The 24535-nt window shown below is 49.0% G+C and carries 25 protein-coding genes; 15 read left to right on the forward strand and 10 right to left on the reverse strand.

Going from position 1 to position 24535, the window contains the following annotated elements; translation table 11 throughout:
- Positions 1-9: 9 nt before the first annotated feature.
- Complete coding sequence (gene hemL, locus B9Y77_RS01965) at positions 10-1296, forward strand: glutamate-1-semialdehyde 2,1-aminomutase (RefSeq protein WP_073424329.1); 1287 nt, start codon at positions 10-12, stop codon at positions 1294-1296.
- A gap of 98 nt (positions 1297-1394) precedes the next feature.
- Here hemL and B9Y77_RS01970 read toward each other — a convergent pair whose 3' ends face one another.
- From B9Y77_RS01970 to fabF, 4 genes are read right to left on the reverse strand one after another with little or no spacing between them, the layout of a single operon-like run.
- Positions 1395-3122, reverse strand: coding sequence for an AMP-binding protein (locus B9Y77_RS01970; RefSeq protein WP_085490264.1), 1728 nt, complete (start codon positions 3120-3122; stop codon positions 1395-1397).
- Positions 3123-3140: 18 nt separating this feature from the next.
- Positions 3141-3911, reverse strand: a complete 771-nt coding sequence (locus B9Y77_RS01975; protein ID WP_085490265.1) for a polysaccharide deacetylase family protein — start codon at positions 3909-3911, stop codon at positions 3141-3143.
- 3 nt (positions 3912-3914) lie between these two features.
- On the reverse strand, positions 3915-4046 hold the full coding sequence (locus tag B9Y77_RS16165; protein ID WP_254899885.1) for a hypothetical protein: 132 nt from the start codon (positions 4044-4046) through the stop codon (positions 3915-3917).
- Positions 4047-4061: 15 nt separating this feature from the next.
- Entirely contained in the window at positions 4062-5312 is a 1251-nt protein-coding gene (gene fabF / locus B9Y77_RS01980; RefSeq protein ID WP_073424704.1) for a beta-ketoacyl-ACP synthase II, read from the reverse strand.
- A 243-nt stretch (positions 5313-5555) separates the two neighbouring features.
- Here fabF and B9Y77_RS01985 point away from each other — a divergent pair, with 243 nt between their 5' ends.
- From B9Y77_RS01985 to B9Y77_RS02030, 10 genes are all read left to right on the forward strand, one after another.
- The gene (locus B9Y77_RS01985) at positions 5556-5882 is read left to right on the forward strand and encodes a hypothetical protein (RefSeq protein WP_139829237.1); all 327 of its coding nucleotides are present in this window, start codon (positions 5556-5558) and stop codon (positions 5880-5882) included.
- A gap of 232 nt (positions 5883-6114) precedes the next feature.
- Positions 6115-7107: a putative heme d1 biosynthesis radical SAM protein NirJ2 gene (gene nirJ2, locus B9Y77_RS01990; RefSeq protein WP_085491413.1), complete on the forward strand. Its 993-nt coding sequence runs from the start codon at positions 6115-6117 to the stop codon at positions 7105-7107.
- A gap of 2 nt (positions 7108-7109) precedes the next feature.
- Complete coding sequence (gene tadA, locus B9Y77_RS01995; RefSeq protein ID WP_254899886.1) at positions 7110-7682, forward strand: tRNA adenosine(34) deaminase TadA; 573 nt, start codon at positions 7110-7112, stop codon at positions 7680-7682.
- Positions 7683-7749: 67 nt separating this feature from the next.
- Positions 7750-8598, forward strand: coding sequence for a hypothetical protein (locus tag B9Y77_RS02000; RefSeq protein WP_073424324.1), 849 nt, complete (start codon positions 7750-7752; stop codon positions 8596-8598).
- Positions 8595-9311: a right-handed parallel beta-helix repeat-containing protein gene (locus B9Y77_RS02005; protein WP_085490267.1), complete on the forward strand. Its 717-nt coding sequence runs from the start codon at positions 8595-8597 to the stop codon at positions 9309-9311. Before B9Y77_RS02000 ends, B9Y77_RS02005 begins: the two co-directional genes overlap by 4 nt.
- 9 nt (positions 9312-9320) lie before the next feature.
- Positions 9321-10238 carry a hypothetical protein gene (locus tag B9Y77_RS02010; RefSeq protein WP_085490268.1) on the forward strand — a complete coding sequence of 306 codons (918 nt, stop codon included), beginning with the start codon at positions 9321-9323 and terminating at the stop codon, positions 10236-10238.
- A gap of 7 nt (positions 10239-10245) precedes the next feature.
- Entirely contained in the window at positions 10246-12144 is a 1899-nt protein-coding gene (locus tag B9Y77_RS02015; protein ID WP_085490269.1) for a fimbrial protein, read from the forward strand.
- Between the two features lie 2 nt (positions 12145-12146).
- Positions 12147-12797 (forward strand): OmpA/MotB family protein, encoded by a 651-nt coding sequence (locus tag B9Y77_RS02020; protein ID WP_014545120.1) that lies wholly within the window; start codon positions 12147-12149, stop codon positions 12795-12797.
- Positions 12797-13462: a hypothetical protein gene (locus B9Y77_RS02025; RefSeq protein ID WP_085490270.1), complete on the forward strand. Its 666-nt coding sequence runs from the start codon at positions 12797-12799 to the stop codon at positions 13460-13462. Before B9Y77_RS02020 ends, B9Y77_RS02025 begins: the two co-directional genes overlap by 1 nt.
- 41 nt (positions 13463-13503) lie before the next feature.
- Positions 13504-14802 carry an FISUMP domain-containing protein gene (locus B9Y77_RS02030; RefSeq protein WP_085490271.1) on the forward strand — a complete coding sequence of 433 codons (1299 nt, stop codon included), beginning with the start codon at positions 13504-13506 and terminating at the stop codon, positions 14800-14802.
- A 187-nt stretch (positions 14803-14989) separates the two neighbouring features.
- Here B9Y77_RS02030 and argH read toward each other — a convergent pair whose 3' ends face one another.
- From argH to B9Y77_RS02060, 6 genes are all read right to left on the reverse strand, one after another.
- Positions 14990-16393: an argininosuccinate lyase gene (gene argH, locus B9Y77_RS02035; RefSeq protein WP_085490272.1), complete on the reverse strand. Its 1404-nt coding sequence runs from the start codon at positions 16391-16393 to the stop codon at positions 14990-14992.
- Between the two features lie 76 nt (positions 16394-16469).
- The gene (locus tag B9Y77_RS02040; RefSeq protein WP_085490273.1) at positions 16470-16919 is read right to left on the reverse strand and encodes a hypothetical protein; all 450 of its coding nucleotides are present in this window, start codon (positions 16917-16919) and stop codon (positions 16470-16472) included.
- A gap of 71 nt (positions 16920-16990) precedes the next feature.
- Positions 16991-18013 carry a hypothetical protein gene (locus tag B9Y77_RS02045; protein WP_085490274.1) on the reverse strand — a complete coding sequence of 341 codons (1023 nt, stop codon included), beginning with the start codon at positions 18011-18013 and terminating at the stop codon, positions 16991-16993.
- A gap of 202 nt (positions 18014-18215) precedes the next feature.
- Positions 18216-18992: a lysophospholipid acyltransferase family protein gene (locus B9Y77_RS02050; RefSeq protein ID WP_254899887.1), complete on the reverse strand. Its 777-nt coding sequence runs from the start codon at positions 18990-18992 to the stop codon at positions 18216-18218.
- A 5-nt stretch (positions 18993-18997) separates the two neighbouring features.
- Positions 18998-19690, reverse strand: a complete 693-nt coding sequence (locus B9Y77_RS02055; RefSeq protein WP_085490275.1) for a beta-ketoacyl synthase chain length factor — start codon at positions 19688-19690, stop codon at positions 18998-19000.
- Positions 19691-19692: 2 nt separating this feature from the next.
- Complete coding sequence (locus tag B9Y77_RS02060; RefSeq protein WP_085490276.1) at positions 19693-20790, reverse strand: methyltransferase; 1098 nt, start codon at positions 20788-20790, stop codon at positions 19693-19695.
- A gap of 103 nt (positions 20791-20893) precedes the next feature.
- Between B9Y77_RS02060 and B9Y77_RS02065 the strand changes: the two genes are divergently transcribed.
- The 4 genes from B9Y77_RS02065 to B9Y77_RS02080 all read left to right on the forward strand — a co-directional run bounded on the left by B9Y77_RS02065 (position 20894) and on the right by B9Y77_RS02080 (position 24535).
- Positions 20894-21169: a phosphopantetheine-binding protein gene (locus B9Y77_RS02065; protein ID WP_073424313.1), complete on the forward strand. Its 276-nt coding sequence runs from the start codon at positions 20894-20896 to the stop codon at positions 21167-21169.
- Positions 21170-21172: 3 nt separating this feature from the next.
- The gene (locus B9Y77_RS02070) at positions 21173-21427 is read left to right on the forward strand and encodes an acyl carrier protein (RefSeq protein ID WP_085490277.1); all 255 of its coding nucleotides are present in this window, start codon (positions 21173-21175) and stop codon (positions 21425-21427) included.
- A gap of 545 nt (positions 21428-21972) precedes the next feature.
- Complete coding sequence (locus B9Y77_RS02075; protein WP_254899888.1) at positions 21973-23775, forward strand: ApeI family dehydratase; 1803 nt, start codon at positions 21973-21975, stop codon at positions 23773-23775.
- The gene (locus B9Y77_RS02080) at positions 23768-24535 is read left to right on the forward strand and encodes a glycosyltransferase family 2 protein (RefSeq protein ID WP_085490279.1); all 768 of its coding nucleotides are present in this window, start codon (positions 23768-23770) and stop codon (positions 24533-24535) included. Before B9Y77_RS02075 ends, B9Y77_RS02080 begins: the two co-directional genes overlap by 8 nt.

Genomic DNA, 24535 nt, shown 5'->3' on the forward strand with positions numbered 1-24535 from the left:
GGCTTGTATATGAATCACTCTTTAAGCGAAAAGTTGTTTGCAGAAGCAAAAACGCTCATGCCGGGCGGCGTGAACAGTCCTGTGCGTGCGTTTAGCAATGTGGGGGCGACTCCTCCGTTTATCAAGCGCGCCAAGGGCAGCCACATTTACGATGTGGATGGCAACGATTACATTGATTATGTGGGCAGCTGGGGCCCGATGCTTTTGGGGCATGCGCACGATGCAGTGATTAAGGCTGTTGCCGATACGGCTCAGAATGGACTCAGCTTTGGTGCTCCGTGCGGTCTTGAATCGGAACTTGCGAAACTCGTGATGAGCCTTGTGCCAAGCGTCGAGATGATTCGCATGGTGAATAGCGGAACCGAAGCGACGATGAGTGCGATTCGTGCGGCTCGCGGTTTTACCGGTCGCGATAAGATTGTGAAATTCGAAGGCTGCTATCATGGCCATAGCGATAGCTTGCTCATCAAGGCAGGCTCGGGAATGCTCACGACGGGCAAGCCGAGCAGCAAGGGTGTGCCTGCGGATTTGGCAAAGTACACGCTCACGCTCCAGTACAACGACGTGGCTGGCGTGCGTGAACTTTTTGATAAAATCGGCGACGAAATTGCGGGCGTCATCGTGGAACCTGTGGCGGGCAACATGGGCGTTGTGCCTGCGAAGCCTAAGTTCTTGCAAACACTTTCGGAAGAGACGAAAAAGCACGGAGTTTTGCTCATTGTAGACGAAGTTATGACCGGTTTCCGCGTCGGTATTCATTGCGCACAAGGGCTTTACGGTATCAAGCCGGATCTTACCACGTTCGGTAAGATTATCGGCGGTGGCATGCCGGTGGGCGCTTATGGCGGTCGCTTGGACGTGATGCAGCAAATTGCCCCGCTCGGTGGAATTTATCAGGCGGGGACGCTTTCGGGGAACCCGGTCGCGATGGCGGCAGGGCTTGCCACTATGCGTGAACTGCATACTCATCCGGAATACTATGTACACGCTGAAGCCATGACGAAACGCTTGATTGCTGGGCTTAAGACTGCGGCAACTGAAGCGGGTATTCCGCTTGCGACAAACCAGGTCGGTTCCATGGGCTGCATCTTCTTTACTGAAGGTCCGGTTACATGCTTTGCAGATGTGCAAAAGTCTGACTTGGAACTCTTTCGTCGCTACTTCCTCGGGATGCTCGACGAAGGATTCTACTTTGCGCCGAGCCAGTTCGAAGCCATCTTCGTGAGCGCCGCTCACACCGAAGAAGAAATCGACCGTACCATTGAAGCCGCGAAGCGCGTTTTCAAAAAATTGTAGCGGCGGCGCATCCCGTTAAGCGTTACCCTAGCGGTCCGCGCATCTTGTTAAAACGAACGCATCTCGCAAAAAACGCACCCCGAAGGGTGCGTTTTTCATTATTTCTCGTCTGACGTTTCGCTTGCTGCGTTTTCCGCATTCGCTTCATCTGGAGCTGTCACATTCTCGGCGGTATCCTTATCGCGGATGGTCGCACGGCGAATCTTTCCGCTAATCGTTTTTGGCAGTTCCGTCACAAAGTCAATGATGCGCGGGCTCTTGTAGCTAGCGGCAATGTTCTTTGCAAAAAGCTGGATTTCCTTTGCAAGTTCCTTGGACGCTTCGTAACCCTTTTGCAAAACGACCGTTGCCTTGACCGCCTGGCCGCGAGACTTGTCTTCGACGCCCGTGACAGCGACTTCCAAGACGGCGGGGTGCTTGTGCAGCACTTCTTCCACTTCGAAGGGGCTGATGCGGTAGCCAGAACTCTTGATCAAGTCATCGGTGCGGCCCACAAACCAGAAGAATCCGTCCTTGTCGCGGTAAGCCGTATCGCCGGTGTGATACACTCCGCCTTCAAAGACTTTCTCGGTGCGTTCTGCATCGCGATAGTAACCGCCGAACATGCCAAAAGGCTTGCCCTGGTCAATCTTGATAATCAGTTCACCGACTTCTTCAGCCTCGCACGGCTTGCCTTCCGCATTGATGATTTCCATCTGGTAACCTGGAGAGGGTTTGCCGATAGAGCCCGGATGCGGTTCGCTAAAGCCAAAGTTACCCGTGGTAAGCGTGAGCTCGGTCTGTCCGTAGCCTTCCTGCATGCGGATGCCCGTCTGCTCATAGAACCTGTTGTAAATATCCAAGTTCAACGCTTCGCCTGCAGTCGTGCAGTACTGCAAACTCGAAAGGTCGTATTTGCTGAGGCCATGCTGCAAAATGTAGCGGTACACTGTCGGCGGTGCGCAGAATGTCGTCACCTTGTATTCCGCCATCTTCTCGAGTAGCTTGCCCGGGATGAACGTGGTCATGTCGTAAGTGAATACGGCACTCCCTGCAATCCACTGCCCGTAAATCTTGCCCCAGAGAGCCTTTGCCCAGCCTGTTTCGGCAACGGTCAAATGGCGTCCTCCGTCCACAACGTGTTGCCAGTACTTGGCGGTCACAATGTGTCCGAGCGGGTACGTATAAGTGTGTGCCACCATCTTCGGGTTTGAACTCGTGCCACTCGTGAAATAGACGATCATGATGTCGTCGTTATGCGTAGCGGCATCGCCAATGGGGCGTTCAAACGTCGATGGGAAAAGTTCGTAGTCGTCGTAGAAGCTAATCCAGTTCTGGCGAGCTGTCTGACCAACGGTCACGAGCTTTTCGACCGATTCGCACTTGGACTTTGCCTTGTCCACTTCCTTTTGCAAGGCGGGGTCGTCGTATGTTACGACCATCTTGATTTCGGCGGCGTTGAATCGGTATTCCAAATCCTCGGCGGCGAGCATGTTCGTTGCCGGGATGGCGATTGCGCCAATGCGGTGCAGAGCGAGCAAGAAAAACCAGAATTCGTAGCGACGGCGCAAGATGAGCATCACGCGGTCGCCCTTCTGGATACCTTGTTCTACAAGGAAATTCGCCGTGCGCTGGGAGGCAAGCGACAAGTCCTTGAACGTGTAAATGTGGCTTTCATCGTTATCGTCACACCACACGAGGGCTTCACGCTTCGGCTCCGTCTTGGCATATTCGTCAACAACGTCATAAGCGAAGTTAAAATCGTTCGGAATCGTTATCTTGAAATTTTTATACAAGTCTTCATAAGACTTGTAATCAATTTTAGATAGAAACTTATTTAAAATCATTTGTGCGAAGTCCTGAAATTACAAGTCCTTGTACATGATTTTTTCGCGCAAGGTCGAAATGTAGCGCACCATGTTCAAAATGCGTTTCTCGCCAATCGTTCTGAAGTCTTTATCGTGGAACACCAGGCGGTGGACTCCACCCGGCAAGAGCATACGAAGGCAAGCGTAAGTCTGCGCAATGCTGAGGAGTGCGGTAGGCAAAATCGAGAAGCTAAGCGTTGCGGAATTCGTCTTCTTGATGTTGCCTTTGACCTTCTGGTAAATGCCGTGGAAATCTTCGTAGTAGTCGAAAATTTCGAGAGCCTGTTCCTTGAGGTACTTGTTGCCAAACCAGACCGGCGGGATAAAGCCGGAGGGCTTGCCGTTGCCGTGTGCTTTCCAGAGAGCAAGGCTGCGCTTGAGGAGTGCTTGCGTGAAGCGTTCGTCGATGCCTGCAAATTCTGCTTCGTTGTTCGAAACGAGGAGCGCGAGCTTGCCTGCAATGCTACGGTTCAGCGAAAGGTCTGCGCGGTGGCGTGCACCGTGGAGCATAATTTCGTAGCCTTCCTTGACAAACTTGTCGAGCTCTTCGCGGAACTGTTCGGCTTCGGATTCCGGGGCAGCACCAAATGCGGGGATGACCGCAATGCTGATGGGGGAGCCTGCCGCTTCTGCAAGCTTTCTAATCTGGATGGATGCCTTCTTGAAGTTGTTCACGCTAAAGCTGTGGTAGCAAAGGATGAACTTTTTCTTCTTCTGGATGGTCGCTTCGGCCGCTTGGATGTCGGCGATATCTTTATTCTGTTCCATAAGCTACTCTTGTTCCTTAGATTTTGTGGAAATGTCTTCTTCCAACTTCTGCGAGATGAAGAGGTGGTAGAAAAAGAACAATACTGCACTGCAGATGGTTGCTTTAATCCAGGATTTTAAAAGCCAATCAGCCATAGCGACTCCTTTGTTTTAATCTTTAAACTTTTTGATGACGACGATACCGTTGTGACCGCCAAAGCCAAGCGAGGCGGATACTGCAACATCGATGTTTCCTTCGACGCCCTTGTGTGGCACGTAGTCGAGGTCGCATTCTGCATCCGGATTGTCGAGGTTGATGGTGGCGGGGTAGAACGAATCGCGGATGGCGAGTGTACTGATCATCGCTTCGATAACGCCTGCTGCACCGACGCAGTGGCCGGTCATGCTCTTGGTACTAGAGACCTTGATCTTGTAGGCGTGTTCGCCGAGCGCAATTTTCAGCATCTGCGTTTCGGTGAGGTCGTTCAGGTGCGTCGAGGTGCCGTGGGCATTGTAGTAGTCCACATCCGTCGGGGCGATACCTGCGTCCTTCATAGCCTTGATCATTGCCTTGGCGCAGGTTTCTCCACCCGGGCGCGGGCTTGTAATGTGGTAAGCATCGGCAGAAGAACCGTAACCGGCGACTTCGGCGTAAATCTTTGCACCGCGGGCCTTGGCGTGTTCGAGTTCTTCGAGCACGAGGATGGCGCCAGCTTCACCCATGACAAAACCGCTGCGGTCCTTGTCGAACGGGCGGGATGCCTTTTCCGGGGCGTCGTTGAACTTGTCGGTGAGGGCGTGCATGCCTGCAAAGCTCTTGATGGAGTAGTCCGTGATGGCACTTTCGGAACCACCGGCGAGGCAGACGTCGAGTCGACCCGAGCGGACGGCGTCAAGGGCAACGCCGATGGCGTCCGTGCCGGAGGCACAGGCGGTGCAGACTGTCCAGGCAGAGCCTGTGATGCCAAGTGCGATGGATACGTTTGCGCATGCTTCGTTTGCAATGAGTTCGGGCATGGCGAGCGGCGATACGCGGCGGCGACCGCCTTCGAGGTACTTGCAGTAAGTTTCTTCGACAACGTCCATACCAGCAAGGCCGTTTCCGGCGACAATGCCGGTCGTGTCAGCGGCGATTTCTTCCTTCGTTAAGCTTGCGTCCTTGACCGCTTCGTTAGCGGCGGCAACGAGGAACTGCGTGAAGCGTGCCATGCGGCGGGCTTCCTTCGGGTCGATGCCATGTTCTTCGGGCTTAAAATCCTTGACTTCTGCCGCAATTTTCACTGGGCAGTTCGTGGCATCGAACAATGTGATCGGACCGATGCCGCATTTGCCTGCCTTAATGGCGTTCCAAAGTTCGGGGGCGGACTTGCCTACGGGGGTCACCGCACCCATACCAGTAATAACAACTCTTCTTCTATTCATAAAAATCTGCATTGTCATTCCCGCCACTGAGCGGGAATCTCCTTTTCGGATCGTTCTTTTCTAAGATAGTATTTTTGCAATGGGAACGATAATTATATAGTGGTATAATAGGATATATTGCAAAAATGACGTGGAAAAATATTTTTTTTTGACATTTTTTATTATTTTATTGTCAATAATCAAACTATCGAAGGAGAAAATGTGAAAAAATTTACTCTTGGTACCGTAATTGCTGCAGCTGCTTTGTTCTCTGCTTGTAGCGATGATTCCTCTTCTAGCACTCCGTCTCATGTGGATTCGTGTGATCTCAATGCTACGATGTTGAGTCTTCCTGTTCATGCATGTGTGGAATCGAGTGATGCGACCAATGCAGAATCATTGTGCAATGAAAAATTGGCTGCCGCAGTTTCCAAGTTCGGGGGTACGACAACTTTTGGCTCCGGCTGTCCGTCGGGATATGTGAAAACCTGCCAAACAGAATATGATGGCAGTCACTTTAACGTTTTAATCTACGATCAGGTTCTTGGTGCAATGGATTGTGATCAGATTACATCGTTACTCGAACAGTAATCTTACTCGTGGGAGAGGATGCCCCAGTGGTGCTTTGAAAATATGTGATGCAGAACTGGTTCCAGGACATCCCTATACTATTTATGTCTACAATGAAGAAACTGCGCAAATGAGCTGTAGACGCATTCGCGGTTTTTAATCGCAATGGGTATTATTGCGTTGCCCGGATTTTTACTTCCGGGCATTTTCTATATTTGCAGGTGAAAAAAATATTTTGAATGAGGTCTATGGCATGATCGTCTCTTGGATGACAACGAATAAGTGTAACTTGACGTGCAAACACTGCTATCAGGACGCAGGCGAAAACAAGTCTGCCGAACTCACGACATCAGAAGCGCTCAAGCTCATCGACGAGATTGCGAAGGCCGGATTCAAGATCATGATTTTTAGCGGTGGCGAGCCGATGACGCGCCCAGATATCGTGGAACTTGTGGCCCATGCCCGCGAACGTGGACTCCGCCCGGTTTTTGGCACGAACGGAACGCTCATCACGCATGATTTGGCGTTCAAGCTCAAGGAAGCGGGTGCCATGGCAATGGGTATCAGCGTTGATAGCATTGATCCCAAGCGTCATAACGATTTCCGTGGCCTTCCGAACGCCTTTGAACTCACGTTGATGGGTATCGAAAATTGCAAGGCGGCAGGTCTCCCGTTCCAAATCCATACGACCATCATGGACTGGAACCAGAACGAAATTTTTGACATCATGGACTGGGTCAAGGAAATCGGTGCCGTGAACCATCAGATTTTCTTCCTCATTCCGGTGGGTCGTGGTAAGGAAATTGAAGGCCATGCGCTCCGTGTTGCCGAATACGAAGGTTTGCTCCGCAAGATTATGGAAAAGAGCCGTACGCTCGGAATTCCAGTGAAGCCCACATGCGCTCCGCAGTTCCTCCGCATTGCAGATCAGCTCGACATCAAGACTCGTTACAGCCGAGGTTGCCTCGCTGGCCTCGACTACTGCATCGTAAGCCCTATCGGCAAGGTGCGCCCCTGCGCTTACATGATGGAAGAAGCGGGTGATGTTCACGATACGCCGTTTGACGAAATCTGGGCAAATGCCGAAATCTTCAAGCAGTTGCGTACAAAGGCCTATAAGGGTGCTTGTGCCAAGTGCAAGTTCAATGACCGTTGCGGCGGCTGCCGAGCCCGTGCCGCTTACTACCATGACGGCGACTACATGCAGGAAGACTCTTACTGCGCCTACGGAAGAGGGTTGAAGTAGGTATGAATAACGTAACCGATAGCAACGCCAATCTCTCGTCACTCGCCAAGGTTGGTGAGCCTGTCGAACCACGTCTCTCGTCTGACAATTCCGACGACGTTAAATTCATGCGTATGGCGCTTCGTCAGGCGCAGATTGCCTTTGACATGAAGGAAATTCCGATCGGTTGCGTTATCGTAAAAGACGGAGTCGTGATAGGGAAGGGTTACAATCAAGTCGAACAGCTCAAGGACGCGACGGCTCATGCCGAAATCATCGCGATTGGCACGGCTGCAAGCACGCTTGACAACTGGCGCTTGGATGGCTGCACGCTCTACGTGACGCTTGAACCATGTCCCATGTGCGCTGGCGCTATCCTCAACAGCCGTGTTTCTCGTATTGTTTACGGTTCTCCGGATTCACGTTTTGGCGGTTGCGGCACAACGATTGATGTCATTACCGGCAACGCCCTCAAGCGCGCCGTTGAAGTCACGGGAGGTATTCTCGCAGACGAATGCTTGGGCCTTCTGAAAGGCTTTTTCCAGCAGATGCGCCTTGAAAAAGGCGATTCCGGTAACAAGGGCGACCGCGCTTAAGCCGTTTATACCGCTTTTTCTCTCGTCTCTAGTCTCTAGCCTCTCGTCTAATATCTATATTCAAAGCATGAATTTTACCAAGTTTAGCGCATTCTCCGCGCTCTCAACACTCTCTATTGCGTTAATGACCCTTTGTTCCTGCGAACGGAACGAAATCCATCTTTCTTTTAACACGAAGACCGTTTCTCCGCAGACCTTCGTTCTTGAATCGACGCTGAATGCGAGCATCCCAGGCGATTCCATCAACGAACCCGAATCCATGCGGACCCACGTGAATGTCCGCAGCACGATGAGCCTTCTCATGTCGTATGACGATGGCTCGGGCCGCTTTGAGATGAAAATCGATTCCGTCGATTACACAAGCGACAAGCGCTCCGTTGATGAATTCCGCAACATTGAAAAGTATTTATCCATTCAGAATTTCCAGTTCAAGCTTGATCACGATGGCATCATCACTGACCCGACTATCGAAAATGCGGTCGAAATGCCTTCCGAAGATGATCTGAATCTCATTCCGCTTTTCCTCAAGGCTCAGCCGCTTCTCCCCGAAAAGCCGGTCAAGCTTGGTGAATCTTGGGAACGCCAGATGCCGATTTTCGGCAAGGGCAATAGTTCCACGACCGTTTATAAGACATTCACGCTGCAAGACGTTTTCCTCCAGGATGGCGTGCGCATGGCTAAAATACACATGGGCGTGAAATACCTCGAACTCCCGGACACGACTTCGAATTTACAGCTGAAGAGCAGCGACTATGTCGTGGGCGATGGCATGGTTCTCTTTGATGTCACTCATGGAATTATATCATCTGCCGAAATGAATCTCGTGGCTGTTATTGATGTTCGCGACCTTGTCGCAGGCGATACGCTTCCGAGCATGAATGTCAATCAAAAAATCACCTTGAGGAACGTCCAATGAAAAATTTAATCTGTTCCTCTCTTGTGGCCGTGGCGACAATTGCTAGTGTGGCTGTTGCTTCGGGTATGCCGTTTCCGGTGGCTGAAAACAACAAGGTCTTTTTGCAAGAAAAGGATAGCCCTTACGTGCTTGAACAAAGCGTGGTTGTCGGCGCTACGGATACGCTAGTCATTGAACCGGGCGTGACCGTTTTGATGGGCGAATTTGCAAAGCTCATGATCCAGGGCTCGGTAAAAATTGCGGGTACAAACGATAAACCCGTTGTCTTTAGCGGAGCCGATTCTGTGGCAAACTGGAATGGTTTCCACATCATGTCTAGCGCACAACCGTTTGAAATAAAGAACTTGACCGTCGAGAATGCGTTCCGCAATACGATTTTCCGTTCTAGCGGTACTCTCGAAAACGTCAATTTCTTCAATAACTATTATGGCCTCTGGGTCGATGAAAGCCCCAATGTGACGCTTGCCCGTTGCACGTTTGCTCACAACCGTTATGCCTTGTCTGTGAGGGCAGGTCGTGTTGTTTCGAACGGTACAAGCATCTCCGAAAACGTCTATGGACTTTATCTCGAAACCGAAGGCAAGCTCGATGGCGATACGGACTTGATTCGCAACAACCAGGAATCCGATATCCGCAGCGAAGCCGCTGATTTGAAGACGAGTAAAAAGCGCGTCCGCCGCAACGTGTGGCACAACATCGAAGCGCGTTTCTAAGAGGTAGTCGTGGAAGAAGCTTTCCGTAGAGCCATACGTAAGATGACAGGGGCAAGCGTACGCTTGGCCGTGCGTCCGAATCGCTCGGCTATTGTCGCGACGCTTTCTCAGTCCATGATGGTCACGTGGTCAATTGCGCTCTTTGAACATCTTGATGCCATGCTCAACAATCCGGAAGCAAATGTTGGCAGTTCCGAGCTCATCTCGTATAGCGAGTCTGCCTGGAAACTTTGCGAATCTGGCTTCCCGCAGATTTTCAAGGATTGTGAAAAACTTTATAGCGAGTTCCGCGCCAAGTGGATCCAGCGTTTTTCAACCGATGAAGTCTTGCGACTCTTGCTTGAAGGCGGTGATTTCTTGGTCCATGACGAAGAAAAGGGCTGGGCTCTTACGGTCAAGAACAACAAGCAGGACATCAACAACTTTTATTCGGCGACGATCCACTTGCTCGTGAGCGATGCCGAACCGTTGTTTGTGCGTATGCATGGTCGCGTGATGCAGTTGCAAGAAAAACTTTGCAAGTACTGGCTTTCTGAAAGTGCGGTGGACCCGGTGTCAAAGCTCTTGCCATGCCTCGAAGCTTCGCTTCGTGAAAAAGAAAACGCCATGGTGGTTTCGCTCCGTACGTCCTTGAATTCGCTTGCGAAAAAGCGTTTTGCGGCGGCGTTCGCCTCTAAAGGTCCAGTCCGTTACTATTCGTCCGCGATGTCCTGTGCTCGCAATGTGGGGCGCTACTGGAACCCGCATTACGCATACGAAAACTGCTTCCTTGCGTTTACGGATGATTTTTGTGATTACGCTCAGGGGCTTACGACTCAGGTTATCGAATGGTACCAGAGCAAGTGGTCTCTTTTCCTTCGCGGGTTCTCTCGCGGTCAGTTGAACTTGTTTGAAACAGTCGCTCCTTATCAAGCGCAGAATGTGTAGGTAAAAAATGAAAAATGCATTCAATACGATTCTTATTTTGACGGTGGTGGGTTTTGTAGCCCTTATCGCAGGCGCTCTCTACTTTGGCGCCCCGGCATTTGGCTGGATCATCATGATTGCTATCATGGCTGTTTACTTGGTGGAGCAATTTTCTGCCATCCGCAAGATGAAGCAGATTATCGCCGAAGATGAAGTTATCGATTCTTGCGAAAAAGGGAACGCTTATCCGGAACCGGGAACGGGCGTTGTCGCGAAGAGAATTGAACTTGCAAAGCGTCTGTTGCAAAAGAACATCCGCCTCGATTCCCCGATTGCCTTTGACGTGCTTTCGTCGGGTTCTTCGATTCCGCTCAACCGCAGCGTGGGTTCGACGGTCATCCTCCTTGGCCTTATGGGTACGTTCTTCGGCCTTATGCAGTCTGTGGCAACCGCCGGTGGTGCGATTGACAATTCCACGACGCAAGGCACGCTCGATACGATCCAGGTGCTTTTTCAGAACATGAAGGGCATTTTCGGTACTAGCCTTTGTGGTTTGTTTGCCGCTTTGATTTTGAGTGCAAGCCGCACGGTGCTCAGCTCCAAGCGCGATGATTTTATGGCGCACCTCGATACATTCACGCTCGATATGCAAGAAGATGAAAGCGCAGAAGGTGTGATTGAAGAAGACAAGAACGAACTTGAACGCCTCTTTGAATCTGTTGAAAAGAATTTGTCCGTGATTGCATCTTCCGTGAAGGAAGGTTTGGCTGGTGTTGTTTCGATGGTGGGCGAGGAACTCTCTGCCATGACCTCGAAGCTGAACCAGGATGTTGTGGAATCTGTCCAGAAGGTTTCTACGGAAATGACTTCTTCTATCAAGACTGTCAACGATTCTCTCGCTGGTGCTGTGGCGAATATGAATGAATCGACGCAGAAGTTTGGCGAACTCGTTGGCGCTTCTGTGACGAACGCTTTCAGCCCGATCAACGAAAATATCGGTGCACTCTCCAAGTCTGTTGAGGCAATCCCGTCGAAACTCGATGATAAACTCAATGGTATTTCTGTCGCTTTGAACGCAAGTCTCGAGGGTCTTTCTTCAGGCGTTAAGTCTTCGCTTGATGGAGTTTCTGGCAATGTGGAAACCGCACTTTCTAAGGTCGCCTCTGAAGTTAAAGCAGGCCTTGATGGCGTTGCATCCGATGTTAAGGCTGGCCTTCAGGATGTGGCGAAGGGCACGATGGATGTGGCATACCTTACTAAGGATGCAATGGACGAAGCTTCTAAGAGCATCGGTGATTCCGTCGCCGAACAGGTCAAGCAGTCTAGCGAACAGTGGGCTGACTTTATGCAGCGTCTCGAAGACAAGACGACTGCCAACGTGGATTCCCAGCGCGAAGGTCTCGAAACGCTCAAGAACGTGGCTCTCCAAGTTGCCGAAAAGGCCCAGGCGGGTTCTGCAGAACTTTCTCAGAATGTCTCCGAAAAGCTCGGTGCTCTTTCCTCCGACATTCTCGGTGCATTCCAGAAGCTTTCTGAAACGTCGAGTGTGCTTCTCGAAGCTCAGAAGGCTCTTACCGAAAGCATCGACAACCGCGTGGTCAAGGAAAAAGAAGCCACGGACGCTCTTGGCGGAAACATTGTGGAAACCGCAGAACTTATGCGCGTGAACCAGTCCGAACTCAGTGCAAACCTCGAAATGCTGCGTAGCGGCCTCGAAACGATTCTCGAAAAGCTCTCCGGCGATACCGCAGAACACGAAGAAGAAGACAACTTTGTTGAACACCTCAACCAGTCTCTCGAAGCCTTCCATGAACGCGCGAGCGAAGTGCTCATGGAAAATGCGGTCAAGACTCAGGAAATCTTGCTCGAAGTTCTCGAACAGACACAGCGTTCTGCAATTCCCGCTCAACCTAAAGCTGAAGGTTAATCATGCGTCGCAATAGAGACGAAAATAGCAATCCATGGATGGCGTACACGGACTTGGGCGTTGCCCTAGTTTCGCTCTTTATCCTTGCGTTTGTGGCGATGGCGACCCTCAAGGAACAAAAAGCGGAAGACTTGACGCGTACCGAAGAAGAAGTGCTCAGCTGCCAGGAACAGATGCGTAAGATTGCGGCCGAACGCAATGCGCTTTTGTCCAAGAGCTTGCAGACCTCCATTGAAGCAGGCCTTATCGCGCTCGAAGATGGCAAAATCCAGATTCAGGCGAGCTTCCTTTTCCCGATTAACGGAGCAAACCTCACTAAGGAAGGCGAGGGCGTGATTCGCGGTATCAGCAAGGGTCTTTTGGAAGCTCTTGATTCTACGGACGTGATCATGGTGAGTGGCTTTACGGACGACATTCCGTTTAGCGGCTCGACATCTTATACGAACTGGAACCTTTCTACAGAACGCGCCGTGAACGTGGTCAAGATGCTAGTGAAAATGGGTTTCCCGCCCGACAGGCTCTTTGCCGCTGGCTTTGGCGAACACCGCCCGAAGTACCCGAACGACAGCGAAGAACATCGCCGTTTGAACCGTCGCGTGGAAATCGGTGTAACCCCGCTCCAGTCCAACAAAACAGCTGAGGTAACGCCCTAATGGAAGAGCTTACCGAAAAACTGTCCGAAATCAAGGCTAGCATTGATGCCATTCGCAAGACTGGCAAGCTTTCGCATTGGCGGATGGTTTATGCGGATACGCTTTACACGCGTGCCCAGGAATATGTGGCAGTGGACCGTTACCCCGAGGCAAAACTTGTGGCGCAGAAGCTGGACCGCTGGATTCAAGCCCACAAGCCCGCTCTCGAGACAAACAAGGGCGATGCGCGTCCGCCGATGATTTTCTGGAATGCAGACTTGTTGAACAACATAGTTAAACGCATCCGTACGACACTCAACACGAAAAAAATGCTTGTGCCGTCTACGGAACGCGATTCCATCAATCGTCGTTTGAACATTGTCGATGGCTGGATCCAGAAAGGCGAATATCTCGTTGCGCATGACGAACTCTTGGCGCTCCGCAGTGCCTTAATCGCACGACTTCGCCGTAGTTACCGCGCCCGCATTGTCGCATCGTCTGCGTACAGTGGCGGATACGTTCAGCCGGCGGGTTCGACCGTGGGTCTTTACAACTCCCTCCACACACTCGAAGAAACATTCCACATTGTTGGCGAACACGACCCTATTTGGATCGAAGACTTCCTCGAAATTTACAACGATTTGTTCAGAATTGTAGACAGATTAGTTCCGCAAGACAAAAAATAATATACATTTATCTGTGTAAATAACGTTAAAAGGGGTTCTTTATGAAGCTGAAGAATTATTTTCTGTTAGCCGCTTCTGTTGCTGTTGGTGGTCTTGTAGGTTGCTCTCCTGCTGATGAACATGTTTTAAAGAGTGTTGAACGTCCTGCTGAAATTAAGGATGGCAAGCTTATAGACAGTCGTGATGGCAATGAATATAGTGTTACTTTGATTGATGGCCTCTATTGGATGGCGGAGAACCTTCGTTATGCTGATTCCACGAGCATGAAAAATCTCAAGGGCAACTCCTGGTGCCATGAAGACGATAAAAAATGTACCAAGTATGGTCGCCTTTATTCCTGGACTGCGGCGATGGATTTGGATAAAAAATTCCTTTCAACGTATGGCGCACGTACTAGTGGTAGTAATATACAAGGTGTTTGCCCTGCGGGGTGGCATTTGCCGAGTCCGTCTGAATGGCAGAATTTGATGCAGTATGTGGATTTGAACAACAATGGGGAAGGATCCGGCACGAGCTTGAAGTCCATAAAAACATGGGATGAATCTGACAAGGTGCCTGCTCCGACGAATCGCTTTGGCTTTAACGCTTTGGCTTCTGGACGCCGCAACAATGATGGCGAAACGTTCCTCAGCACAGGTCAAATTGCGTTCTTCTGGGCTGCAAAAGAAAAGGATGCGGGAACGGCTTATGGCTTGCAGCTTCGCAACGATGTTGAATTATTACAGGAAGGCAATTTTTATAAAGACCATGGCTTGTCCGTTCGTTGTGTTGTAAGTAGTTATAATGCGCGTGTCACGGGGGCGCTCGATTCTTCGTTCATTGACGAAATCCCACATAACTATGGTACTTTGAAAATCGATGGTCAGTCTTATAGAACGATTGAAATTAAGGGTGTTACTTGGATGGCTGACAACATGAACCTTGATGTCAAGGGCAGCCATTGCTATAATGACGACAAGGAAAACTGCAAAAAGTTCGGTCGACTTTATACTTATGAAGCTGCCAAGAGTGTTTGCCCTGATGGATGGACACTGCCGTCTTCATCTGTCTTTACGAGCTTGGCGGGAACGGCTTTGTCGAATGTCCATTTGCGTTCTACAACAGGCTGGAGCGATAAGGCTTCTAAAGGTCTCAATTCCTGGGGCTTTGATGCCAAGGCTGCAGGCGGTCGCGAAAGCAGTGGTTACTTTGACTTGAAGACAAGCGCTTACTTCTGGCTTTCGGATGCTCCTGACGGAGACAATGCTTTAGCGGCATGGATCAATTACTATAGCATACCTAGTGCAGTCCTCCGCAGTACTTCAGATGAATTCTCCGTCCGCTGCATCAAGGCTGAATAATTTTTTGACGGAACAACATTTACGCAAAAATGCCGTGCAGTTCAACTGCACGGCATTTTCACATTTGTAATGTCACCCCGGATTTGTACAAGTACAAAGCCCTTCGGCTCAGCTATGAAAATGCAAGTATTTTCGCAGCGTTCGCCTTGGTTGCTTTTATTCCGGGGGCGCCATTTTTCGGAGGCAATTACTTCTTGAGCTTCTTGAGGAGTGCGGCTGCCTTCGTGAACTGCTGCTTCACGGACTTCGGACCCGTACCGCCTTCAATGTTACGCTTGCTTACGCTGTATTCGAACGTAAGCGTCTTCTTCATCTTGGCGACGTCCGGGACGCCTGCGGCGGCCCAAGCCTCGTCGGAAAGTTCCGTGAACTGCTTGCCCTGGCGTGCTGCATCGCCGACGAGGCTTCCCACGATGTGGTGGGCGTCGCGGAACGGAACGCCTGCTTCCACGAGCAAGTCAGCAAGGTCTGTTGCGAGGAGCGCCGGGAGCATCTTGGCGTGCATTGTCTCGAAGTTGAAACGAGCCGTTTCCAAAGCTTCCTTCATCACGCGGAGAATCACCTTCACGTTGTGGACGCTATCGAATACCGGTTCCTTGTCTTCTTGCAAGTCGCGGCTATAGCTGAGCGGAGCGCCCTTCACGAGCGTATAAAGCGAAGTGAAGTTTCCGAGCATACGGCCAGACTTTCCGCGGATAAGTTCCATGGAGTCCGGATTCTTCTTCTGCGGCATCATCGAAGAACCGCTGGAGAATGCATCGTGCAACGTGAGGAATCCAAATTCGCAAGTGCTCCAGTTTACAAAGTCTTCGGCGTAGCGGCTCATCGTGTTTGCGATGATGGCGAGGTCCGCTTCGAATTCGAGCATCATGTCGCGATGGCTTACGGCGTCAATGCTGTTCGGGCTCACGTCCTTAAAACCAAGGGCTTCGGCGACGAGAGCGCGGTGGTACGGAAATGCTGAACCTGCCATGGCGCCACTGCCGAGCGGGAGCTGGTTATGCAATTCAAGGAAGTTGTCGAGACGCTTCACGTCACGGCTCACGGCAAAGAACATGCTCATGAGGTAATGGCTAAAGTAAATCGGCTGGGCCTGCTGCAAGTGCGTGTAACCCGGCATCATCTTGCCAAAGTACTTCTTGGCAAGGTCCAAGACCGTTTCCATAAGTTCTACTTCAAGGGCGCGGATTTCTGCAGCGCGGTGACGCATGTAAAGCTTGAAGTCCGTGCAGACCTGGTCATTGCGGCTGCGGCCCGTGTGGATTTTTTTGCCGAGTGCACCGATGCGTTCCGTGAGCACGCGTTCTACAGCCATGTGGATGTCTTCGTCGCTATCGCACCAAAGGTTCTTGCCGGCGTGATAATCATCGAGAATGCTCTTGAGGCCATCGCAAATCTTCTTGTAGTCTGCTTTAGAAAGAACGCCCGATTCCACGAGACCCTTGCCGTGTCCGATACTACCTTCGATATCTTCTTCGATGAGTTCCGCATCAAACTGCAAGCTGAAACTTAAATCGACCATGCTCTGAGCCATGCCACTAGCAAAGCGGCCCGTCCACATGTTAGTCTGGGTATCTTTCTTCTTAGCCATTGTAAACCTCAAATAAAAAAGCCGTGAAATCGGCTATGATTTCTCGGCTAAAGATAAAAATTTTTAGAGTATTTTGTTAGTCCCAAACGCTCTTTTTGACCGGAGCTTGGACGGCAGGAGCTTGATTATTGCCTTGAACATTGGGATTCATTCCGTTGGCGTTGATGCTCATGCAAGTGTACAAGTTGTAGGTCTGTACACCGTTAATAAAGCATTTGGTCTTGATTTCTTCATCGCGGCTGAACTTTGTGCGAGCGACCTGTATTCCGTTGACGTAAAAATCGAAGTTTCCGTTCTTCATGCCTCTAGTGCATTTGCCAATCACATCGACTTTCTGACCGAATCTGTCCACGTAATGCCATTCCGCGTGGTTCATGTGGTAACCATCACAATTGCAAGGCTTGTACTTGTCAGCTTCTTCCTGATATCTGTCATACGAGCCAGCACAAGAACTTAAGAGAAGCGTGGTTGCACAAGCCATCGCGACACAGCTCAGTTTCTTGAAAATCTTTTTCGTTTCAATCATACAAAACCTCAAATAAAAAGCCGTGAAATAATGTTGTTTTCACGGCTAAAGATACAAAATATTATTTGCTGTTAGATACCAAAACCGAGACCCAAGCTGAACTTAAATCCGTTGATGTAGTAGTTCTTGGTTATGACTTGAGTATTCATGCCGTAATCTCCGACCTTCTGGTCTTTGTATTCGACAAACGGAGATTCAAAGAAGTCCGCAAAGTACTTGACCTGTGCAATGAACATCACGCGGCTAGCACGGTTGAGAATCACACCACCGCCAATTTCGCCGGTAAGGCCACTAGAGACCACTTCGTCGTCTTCGTCATAATAGCGATAGGTGTCGAGTTCGACGCTGCGTCTGCTATATGCAAGGCCGCCACCGATAAACGGAGTGATGTTCTTGGTGCCAAACGGGTAGTAGGCAGAGAGAGTCAAGCCAGAAAGGGTCGGTCTATGCGTTTTCTTGGAATCGATATTGTGGATAGACCAGTCGAAGCCGAACAAGCAGTTTCTGGCATCGTAGAGAACGAATAAACCAAAGCCACCTTCGAATTTTGCTTCGGGATTGACCGGAACCATACTTGTAATCTGGCCACCGATATAAGAGGACATGCTCTTCTTTTTGCGGGTCTTCGTTTCCTGTTCGGTCACGGAGTAAATATCGTCGTCATCGGTTGCCTTCTTGTCTGTACCGATGTTACGAGCGACGCGCTGGATAATCGGGTCAAAATCGTCCGGATTCTTTGCTTTAAGGCGGTCGCTCCAGACGGCAGTTTCGTTGTTTACGTCATAAAGCTTGAACGAGGTAATGACGTTTTCGCCGAGGCGGGTGAATTCTGCAATGATGAACTTGGAGCAGTTCTTTTCGATTGCCTTCTTGTTGGCGGCAACGCGGTCGCCAGCCTTGACGGAGTCTTGTTCGGTGTAGTTGAGCAAGATGAAGTTCTTGTTATCTTCGATATAGGTGTTGAGGAGTTTTTCGGCAGGCAATGCGAAATTCTCGTTTAACCCGATCATGTTGAACGGAGCCATATAGACTCGTTCGGTAGCGTAAATTGATGCTGCAAGAGCAAGAGATGCCGCTAAGATTTTTTTGATCATATTGCTAGTCCTCGTTTATGCTCGTTAAACTTTACATAAGATTGCTTAAATGAGCAGTACTATGTAAAGCTCATGAACGGTTGTTCTTACATATAATCTAGCAAAAGTAAGGAAAAAATAAAAGAACTTTTTTGCCTAAAATGTAAAATAAACGATGAACTGAGAATATATGGGGCTGATTTGCAAAAATAAGTGATAATATTCACTTGTTTGGAAGCTCTGCCTCGAGAATATCCTTCATTTTTTTCGTCAGAACGATAGCACTTTTGGTCATAGGGACGTCCTCAAATTCCTTTACCGAAATCGGATCAAGGACCTTAAGGTTGTACTGGTAGCGTTCTGTGGGGTGGTACTGCAATATTTTATCGTGTTTGCGGATGCCAATTTTTTCATTCCCGCCAAAGAAAACAGGAATTATATCATTTTTTGAGTAAAGAGCAAATCTGGCAGCACCTTTCTTAAATTCCCAAGGCTCATTGGGTTTTGAACGGGTACCTTCTGGGAAAATGATGAGGTTATTGCCCTCTTCCATCGATTTTTTGGCAAGTTCTAGCTGGTCGTCGAAAGGAATGTTGTTTGGAATATAGAGGTTTCTGATGATCAGTGAAACGAATTTATTCTTGACGAGATCGCCTTTGACAATGCAATCGGCGTTGGGGACGAGCGAAAACAAGATGACAACATCGAGGATGGAGGGGTGGTTTGCGATGACGACTTTGGAACGGAGGTTGGCGAGGGCTTCCTTGTTTTCGACGCTTACGCGGATGCAGCCGATAAAGCTGATGATTTTGATGTAAATGATGAAAAATAAATGATTTAGCTTGCGTGCTATGGTCTTGAAACGCTTTTCTGAAAAGCCTGCAAAAACGTGCATAATCGGAAAACCGAATACTGCAACTAAAAGGCTAAACGAGCCAAAAAGTGCAAAACTGAACAGTTTGGCGATAACATGCCAGACGTAGTGGATCTTTTGAATCATCGTGGCTAATTCCTTTGCATATCGATAGCGCAGAGGAATGCTATCGCCTGTTCTGCGGCGGTGTCGAAATTGTTCTGCAACATCTTGAGCTGTGCAAGCTGGTTTGTAACATCGACATTCTTAAGAGCTGGGTCAGCCTTAGATTCGTCGGTGGTCAGTCTGAGGGCGAGGGCGCAAACGGCGTTTGGGTAGGGTACTCCTGCAACGGGAGCGTAAGTTTCGGGGATAAGCTCGTCTGCAAAGATGAACGTGCGGGTGTCGCTAGGCTCGTTTTCGAGGGCGGCTAAGCAGTCTGTCAGTCCGGTGGTAAAAGCGTCTTTTCCGGAAAAAACGGCGGAGTAGCCTGCGGTGTTTGTTTCGAGAATGGAGGCGTTTGCGACAGCGGCGTTAAATACGGAAAGGCTGAAATGGGCGGGCGAGACCGTTCCCGTGTCGATGAGCGTTTGGGAAATTTTCAACTGCTGGCTGATTTCGCCAAATTGCGATGCAAATGTGACTTTGCTGGGGGTGAGCTTGTTTCCGTCTTTATCTTGAGAAACCTGGTCACTGACGAGAACGACCATACGAGAAATGTAGCTCAAACGACGTCTTGTGAGCATCGGGACAAATGAAACATCGGGCTTTGGTTTTGCCTCTGTCGGTACAAAACTTGCAATCTTTTCGATATAGATTTTGGGATGAATGGTGTTGTCTGACATGGTTATGCTTGCTTTATGCGGAAACGGAGGAGGGAATGTGTGCTTGGACCAAGGTTGTGGTGAGCCTCTTTGAGTTCGAAGCCCGCGCTTTCTATGGCGTTTTTGAGTTCTGCATAGCGGTACATTTTGCTGTTGCCATTGGCGATACAGGTAAAGTAGAGTGATGTTGCCTGTAATGAATAGGCCGCCGCTTCAAAGCGTTGCTTATCCCAAAGAGTTTCCAATACGTAGATATCTGTTTCTGGCGTGATTGCCTTGCGTATTTTCGTCAAAATCAGTTTAATCTGGTCCAGTGAAAAACAATCCAGGAACTGGCTCATCCAGACGACGTCTGCACCTTGAGGGAATTCGGTGGCGTTGTCGAGGACGTTACAAGGGATGGCGTCGATACGGTCGGCAAAGCCTGCTTCTTTAGCGTTCTTTTCGGCGACAGCGGTCTGACTAGGGAGGTCGATGATGGAAACCTTCACATCCTTGTTGTACTTGCAACAGGAGATTGCCCATTTGGCGGTATTTCCGCCGATATCAAACAGGTGTTGGATCGGCTTTTCGAATACAATGGGAAGGGCGTCGGGAAAGGATTGGTCCGAATAGAAATGGTCAAAGCCGAACCAGCTCTTTTTTTGCTGATCTGTAAGCTTAGATAATCCTTCGTATACGGTTTTCCACGGTCCGAGATGCGGGAGTCCTGCGGGCTTGTCTTCACGGATGGATTCTTCCAGGTTTTCTGCACCGCGGTAGCAGATATTTTGCGAAAAATCCATATTTACTTGAGTCATTTCATCAAACAAGAGAAAAAAGCCGATTTTCCCGAGCGTAAAACGTTCCTTGTTATCTTCGGAATCCTTGTTGATTTTGACAACTCCCATGCCAAGTCCCATCTCGACAAGAACCTTGACACCGTATTCCGAAACGCCTGTTTTTTGCGAAAGCTCCGAAATCGTTATGCCTTTTTTGCGGGCGTTGCTGATTTCGCCAAGAATTCCCATGTTCTTAAGTGCGCGGATTGCCTGAAAACTTAGTGGGGAAAAAGCAATCTTTTGCGCTTCGAATTTGGCGTTCACTGCATCAATGGAGTCGTCTTTGTAAAATTCAAACATTTTAACAATTACAAAATAGAAGTTTTCTATGTTGTAAATTAATATAAAATTAATTTTCTATATTGCGGTACGTGAAATAAAGATTAATTAAGGATAAAAACACATGTCCGATTTGAACAACCGCATTAAGGATGTCATCATTGAATCCTTGGAATTGGAAGATATCACACCTGATGATATCGTAGATTCTGCTCCGATTTTTGGCAAGAACGAAAAGGGTGAAGGTCTTGGCCTGGATTCCATCGACGCCCTTGAACTGGGTATTGCCATCAAGGAAAAGTTTGGTGTCACTTTTTCAACGGTAAAAGAAGAAACGAAGAAGCATTTTGCTTCTGTAGATGCTCTTGCTGCTTATATTTCTGAACATTCTAAGGGTTGATTTATGGAAAAACAGGAAATTTTTGAAAAAATCAAGGCTGCTCTTATCGAAGATTTCGATATTGACGAAGCAAAGCTCGTGCCGGAAGCCAAACTTTACGAAGACTTGGAACTGGATAGCATTGATGCCGTTGACTTGATTGTCAAGTTGAAGTCCTTTTTGCCGAGAAATATTGATCCGGAAGTGTTTAAGGCCGTTCGCACGTTGCAGGATGTGGTGGACGCTATCTACAACTTGATCCACTCGGAAAGCAAGTGATGAAATCGATCGCGGGAAAGGTTCTCTTTACCGCAATTTCTGTTCTGTACCCGTTAATCGTTTATTGCGGGTTAGAATTTTGGGGGCTCTCGCCAAGGCGATTGAGCCTCTTGCTTTTATCGCTTGCGTTTTTTCATTTTCTGAACTTTACGCGCAATTCGTCAAAGTTGGACCGCTTACGCATGGCTGTGCTTATTGCACTTGTACTTGTGTGCGCGGTTATTGCATTTTTTGCAGATAACATTTTATTTGTCAAGTTTTACCCAGTACTTGTCAACTTGAGTTTGCTTGCGTTTTTTGGATTTACGCTTTGGCGGACTCCGAGTTTTGCGTTTCGCATGGCGATGCTTGGGAATAAAAATCTGAAAAATTCTCCGTCGTTAAAATCGGTGGAACGTTATTGCAATAAGGTGACTTTGGCGTGGTGTGTTTTTTTTGTTGTGAATGCATCCATTTCAACAACCACCGTTTTTATTGGGTCTGATAAAGTTTGGTCGTTATATAACGGATTAATTTCCTACATTTTAGTTGGAATTTTTTTTACAGTGGAATTTGGGATTCGAAAAATGGTGCAGAGCAAAATGCAGTCATACGTTCCTGTATGTGATTTGGAACAGGATTCTCGCCCGGATGGAGCGCTTGTCGCTGATGGCAAAACCTGGGGCGATTTCGTGAGCGATGTTTCCAAGGTGCGTTATTACCTTGAAGCTCGTGAAAATACACCATGGATTTTGCATTGCGAAGATTCGTATTTCTTTACGGTATCGCTTTTGGCTATGCTCCAGAGCGGTCGCAAGGCGCTTGTGACGGCGAATCGCCAAGATGCGTTTATCAAGGAAATCAAGAAGCCTGAATACGGATTCTTGACGGATGAACCTTTTACGGGTGATATCGCAGGAATGCCTGCGACGATGATTCAGGATGTGCTCGTTAGTGAAAATGTGCACTGCACGGATGGTGACATTTCTCGCGAAATTAAGTTCGGCAAGTTCGACAAAACCAAGGCTGAAATGGTAATGTACACGTCGGGCACGACAGGAGAGCCGAAAGCCGTATTCAAATTGTTTATGCAATTTGAAAATGAACTTTTTGAACTCGTGAAAGTCTTTGGAAACGACTGGGTTGATCGCAAAGTCTTTAGTACTGTAAACCACCATCATATTTACGGTTTGTTGTTTACGGCGCTTTTGCCTATTGCGACTGGACTTCCGTTCTGTAGGTATCGTATCGATTTCCCAACTGAACTTGCAAACATTGCGGGGGCGGCGGCGGTTGTGGCTTCGAGCCCTGCGTTCTTGAAGCGCTTGGCTGCTGAAGCGGATAAGCCGATTGATTTTAAATGCCCGCCGATTATTTATTCTTCGGGTGGCCCGCTCCCTGTGGAGGTGGCTCAAAAAGCAAGTGAACTCGTTGGCTATTGGCCGATGGAAATTTATGGCAGCACCGAAACTGGTGGCATTGCTTATCGCCAGTCCAAGAATGGCGCTGTTTGGAAACCGTTTGAAGTTTGCAAAATGAGTGTTGCCGAAAATGGATGCTTGAACATCAAGTCGAGCTACATTTTGGAAGCTGAAGGTTTCACGACGGGGGACTTGGTGGACCTTTATGACGACGGTCGTTTCTTGCTCAAGGGACGTTCGGATTCGATTGTGAAAATTGAAGAAAAGCGAATCTCGCTCCCTGAAGTGGAAAATCGCTTGAAGCAGACAGGCTTGGTTCAAGATGTGCGCGTGGTTCCGATGGTGGGCAAACGCCAGTACTTGGCTGCCGCGATTGTGCTGAACGAGGTTGGACGTGAAAAGTTTGCAGGCTTACCGAAACTTGCCATCAATAATTATTTCCATGATTATTTGCTCCAGTTTATAGAGAATACCGTTTCTCCAAAGAAGTGGCGCTATCTTGAAGAATTGCCGCAGAATACCGAAGGCAAAATCCGCATGCGCGATATCCAGGCTTTGTTTAATTTGCCTGAAAGTCAGAACTTTAAGATTTTGAAGTTCCGTCGTGAACCGGGGGCTTTGACAGCAAAGCTTTTGTTCCCGGCGACGAGCGATTACTACGATGGACATTTTCCGGAGTTCAAGTTGCTCCCGGCAGTCGCTCAAGTGGATATGGTGCTTCGCCTTGCCCGAAATTTCTTGGATGTGCCTAAAAAGCTTTCTAAAATTCATCGTACCAAGTTCGCAAGCCCCATTTTGCCTGATGTTCCTGTGATGCTCAAGGTTTCTTATAATGCTGATGCCGCTAAGGTGACGTTTAGCTTTACAAGTATGCCTGATGCACAGGGCAACGAAAAAATGCATTCAAGCGGTTCGTTCACGATGAATCCGGAGGAATCCCTTGGCTAAAGCTGATGCAAAAAATGTCGAAGTTCGACTTTGTGCGATTGTACCTGTGTACAGGCACGAAAAGGCGTCCCGAGCAGTTGTCGAAAAGCTTGTCTCTTACAATTTGCCCGTGATTCTTGTTGATGATGGCAATGCTCCAGAAGGTCATGAAATTCTGGTGCAAATCACCAAGGAATTTCCGAATGTGGAACTTGTAACACACAAAGTCAATCGCGGTAAAGGCGGTGCGGTGCGCTCTGGAATGGAAGCTGCTGTCGCTGCTGGCTATACGCACGCCCTTCAGGTCGATGCCGATGGTCAGCACGATATGGAGGCTATTCCGTTTTTCATGAAGGCGGCGAAAAAGCACCCTGCTGATATGATTTGTGGATTCCCGCAGTACGATGATTCTGTTCCAAAATCTCGTGAAAACGGCCGTAAGGTCACGAATTTCTGGGTGGCTGTCGAAACGCTTTCGAAGGACATTCCCGATGCCATGTGCGGTTTTCGCGTGTACCCGCTGGCAACATCATGGAAAGTGGTTCGCCGTTTCCGTAACAACCGCATGGGCTTTGATATTGAAATTCTGGTGCGACTCTCTTGGGCTGGCTTAAAGATGCGTTTTTACCCGATCAAGGTAAGCTATCCGGAAGACGGAGTCTCGAACTTTAGAATGTTCCATGACAATGTCGCTATTTCGCTCACGCATTCGATGCTCTTCTTTGGCATGTTGATTCGACTGCCTTTGATTCTGGCTCGCCGTCTGTTTAAAAAGAAATAA

It is taken from the genome of Fibrobacter sp. UWB13, from assembly GCF_900177805.1.
In the GTDB taxonomy this organism is placed as follows: Bacteria; Fibrobacterota; Fibrobacteria; order Fibrobacterales; family Fibrobacteraceae; genus Fibrobacter.

Bases quoted from the DNA above. Each gene is read 5' to 3' on its own strand.
- B9Y77_RS02060 (WP_085490276.1), bottom strand. From the start codon at position 20,790: ATGTTTGAATTTTACAAAGACGACTCCATTGATGCAGTGAACGCCAAA.
- B9Y77_RS01970 (WP_085490264.1), bottom strand. From the start codon at position 3,122: ATGATTTTAAATAAGTTTCTATCTAAAATTGATTACAAGTCTTATGAA.
- hemL (WP_073424329.1), top strand. From the start codon at position 10: ATGAATCACTCTTTAAGCGAAAAGTTGTTTGCAGAAGCAAAAACGCTC.
- B9Y77_RS02030 (WP_085490271.1), top strand. From the start codon at position 13,504: ATGAAGCTGAAGAATTATTTTCTGTTAGCCGCTTCTGTTGCTGTTGGT.
- argH (WP_085490272.1), bottom strand. From the start codon at position 16,393: ATGGCTAAGAAGAAAGATACCCAGACTAACATGTGGACGGGCCGCTTT.
- B9Y77_RS02070 (WP_085490277.1), top strand. From the start codon at position 21,173: ATGGAAAAACAGGAAATTTTTGAAAAAATCAAGGCTGCTCTTATCGAA.
- B9Y77_RS02065 (WP_073424313.1), top strand. From the start codon at position 20,894: ATGTCCGATTTGAACAACCGCATTAAGGATGTCATCATTGAATCCTTG.
- B9Y77_RS02000 (WP_073424324.1), top strand. From the start codon at position 7,750: ATGAATTTTACCAAGTTTAGCGCATTCTCCGCGCTCTCAACACTCTCT.
- B9Y77_RS02040 (WP_085490273.1), bottom strand. From the start codon at position 16,919: ATGATTGAAACGAAAAAGATTTTCAAGAAACTGAGCTGTGTCGCGATG.
- B9Y77_RS01975 (WP_085490265.1), bottom strand. From the start codon at position 3,911: ATGGAACAGAATAAAGATATCGCCGACATCCAAGCGGCCGAAGCGACC.
- fabF (WP_073424704.1), bottom strand. From the start codon at position 5,312: ATGAATAGAAGAAGAGTTGTTATTACTGGTATGGGTGCGGTGACCCCC.
- B9Y77_RS02025 (WP_085490270.1), top strand. From the start codon at position 12,797: ATGGAAGAGCTTACCGAAAAACTGTCCGAAATCAAGGCTAGCATTGAT.
- B9Y77_RS02045 (WP_085490274.1), bottom strand. From the start codon at position 18,013: ATGATCAAAAAAATCTTAGCGGCATCTCTTGCTCTTGCAGCATCAATT.
- B9Y77_RS02050 (WP_254899887.1), bottom strand. From the start codon at position 18,992: ATGATTCAAAAGATCCACTACGTCTGGCATGTTATCGCCAAACTGTTC.
- B9Y77_RS02005 (WP_085490267.1), top strand. From the start codon at position 8,595: ATGAAAAATTTAATCTGTTCCTCTCTTGTGGCCGTGGCGACAATTGCT.
- B9Y77_RS02020 (WP_014545120.1), top strand. From the start codon at position 12,147: ATGCGTCGCAATAGAGACGAAAATAGCAATCCATGGATGGCGTACACG.
- tadA (WP_254899886.1), top strand. From the start codon at position 7,110: ATGAATAACGTAACCGATAGCAACGCCAATCTCTCGTCACTCGCCAAG.
- B9Y77_RS02015 (WP_085490269.1), top strand. From the start codon at position 10,246: ATGAAAAATGCATTCAATACGATTCTTATTTTGACGGTGGTGGGTTTT.
- B9Y77_RS02055 (WP_085490275.1), bottom strand. From the start codon at position 19,690: ATGTCAGACAACACCATTCATCCCAAAATCTATATCGAAAAGATTGCA.
- nirJ2 (WP_085491413.1), top strand. From the start codon at position 6,115: ATGATCGTCTCTTGGATGACAACGAATAAGTGTAACTTGACGTGCAAA.
- B9Y77_RS16165 (WP_254899885.1), bottom strand. From the start codon at position 4,046: ATGGCTGATTGGCTTTTAAAATCCTGGATTAAAGCAACCATCTGCAGT.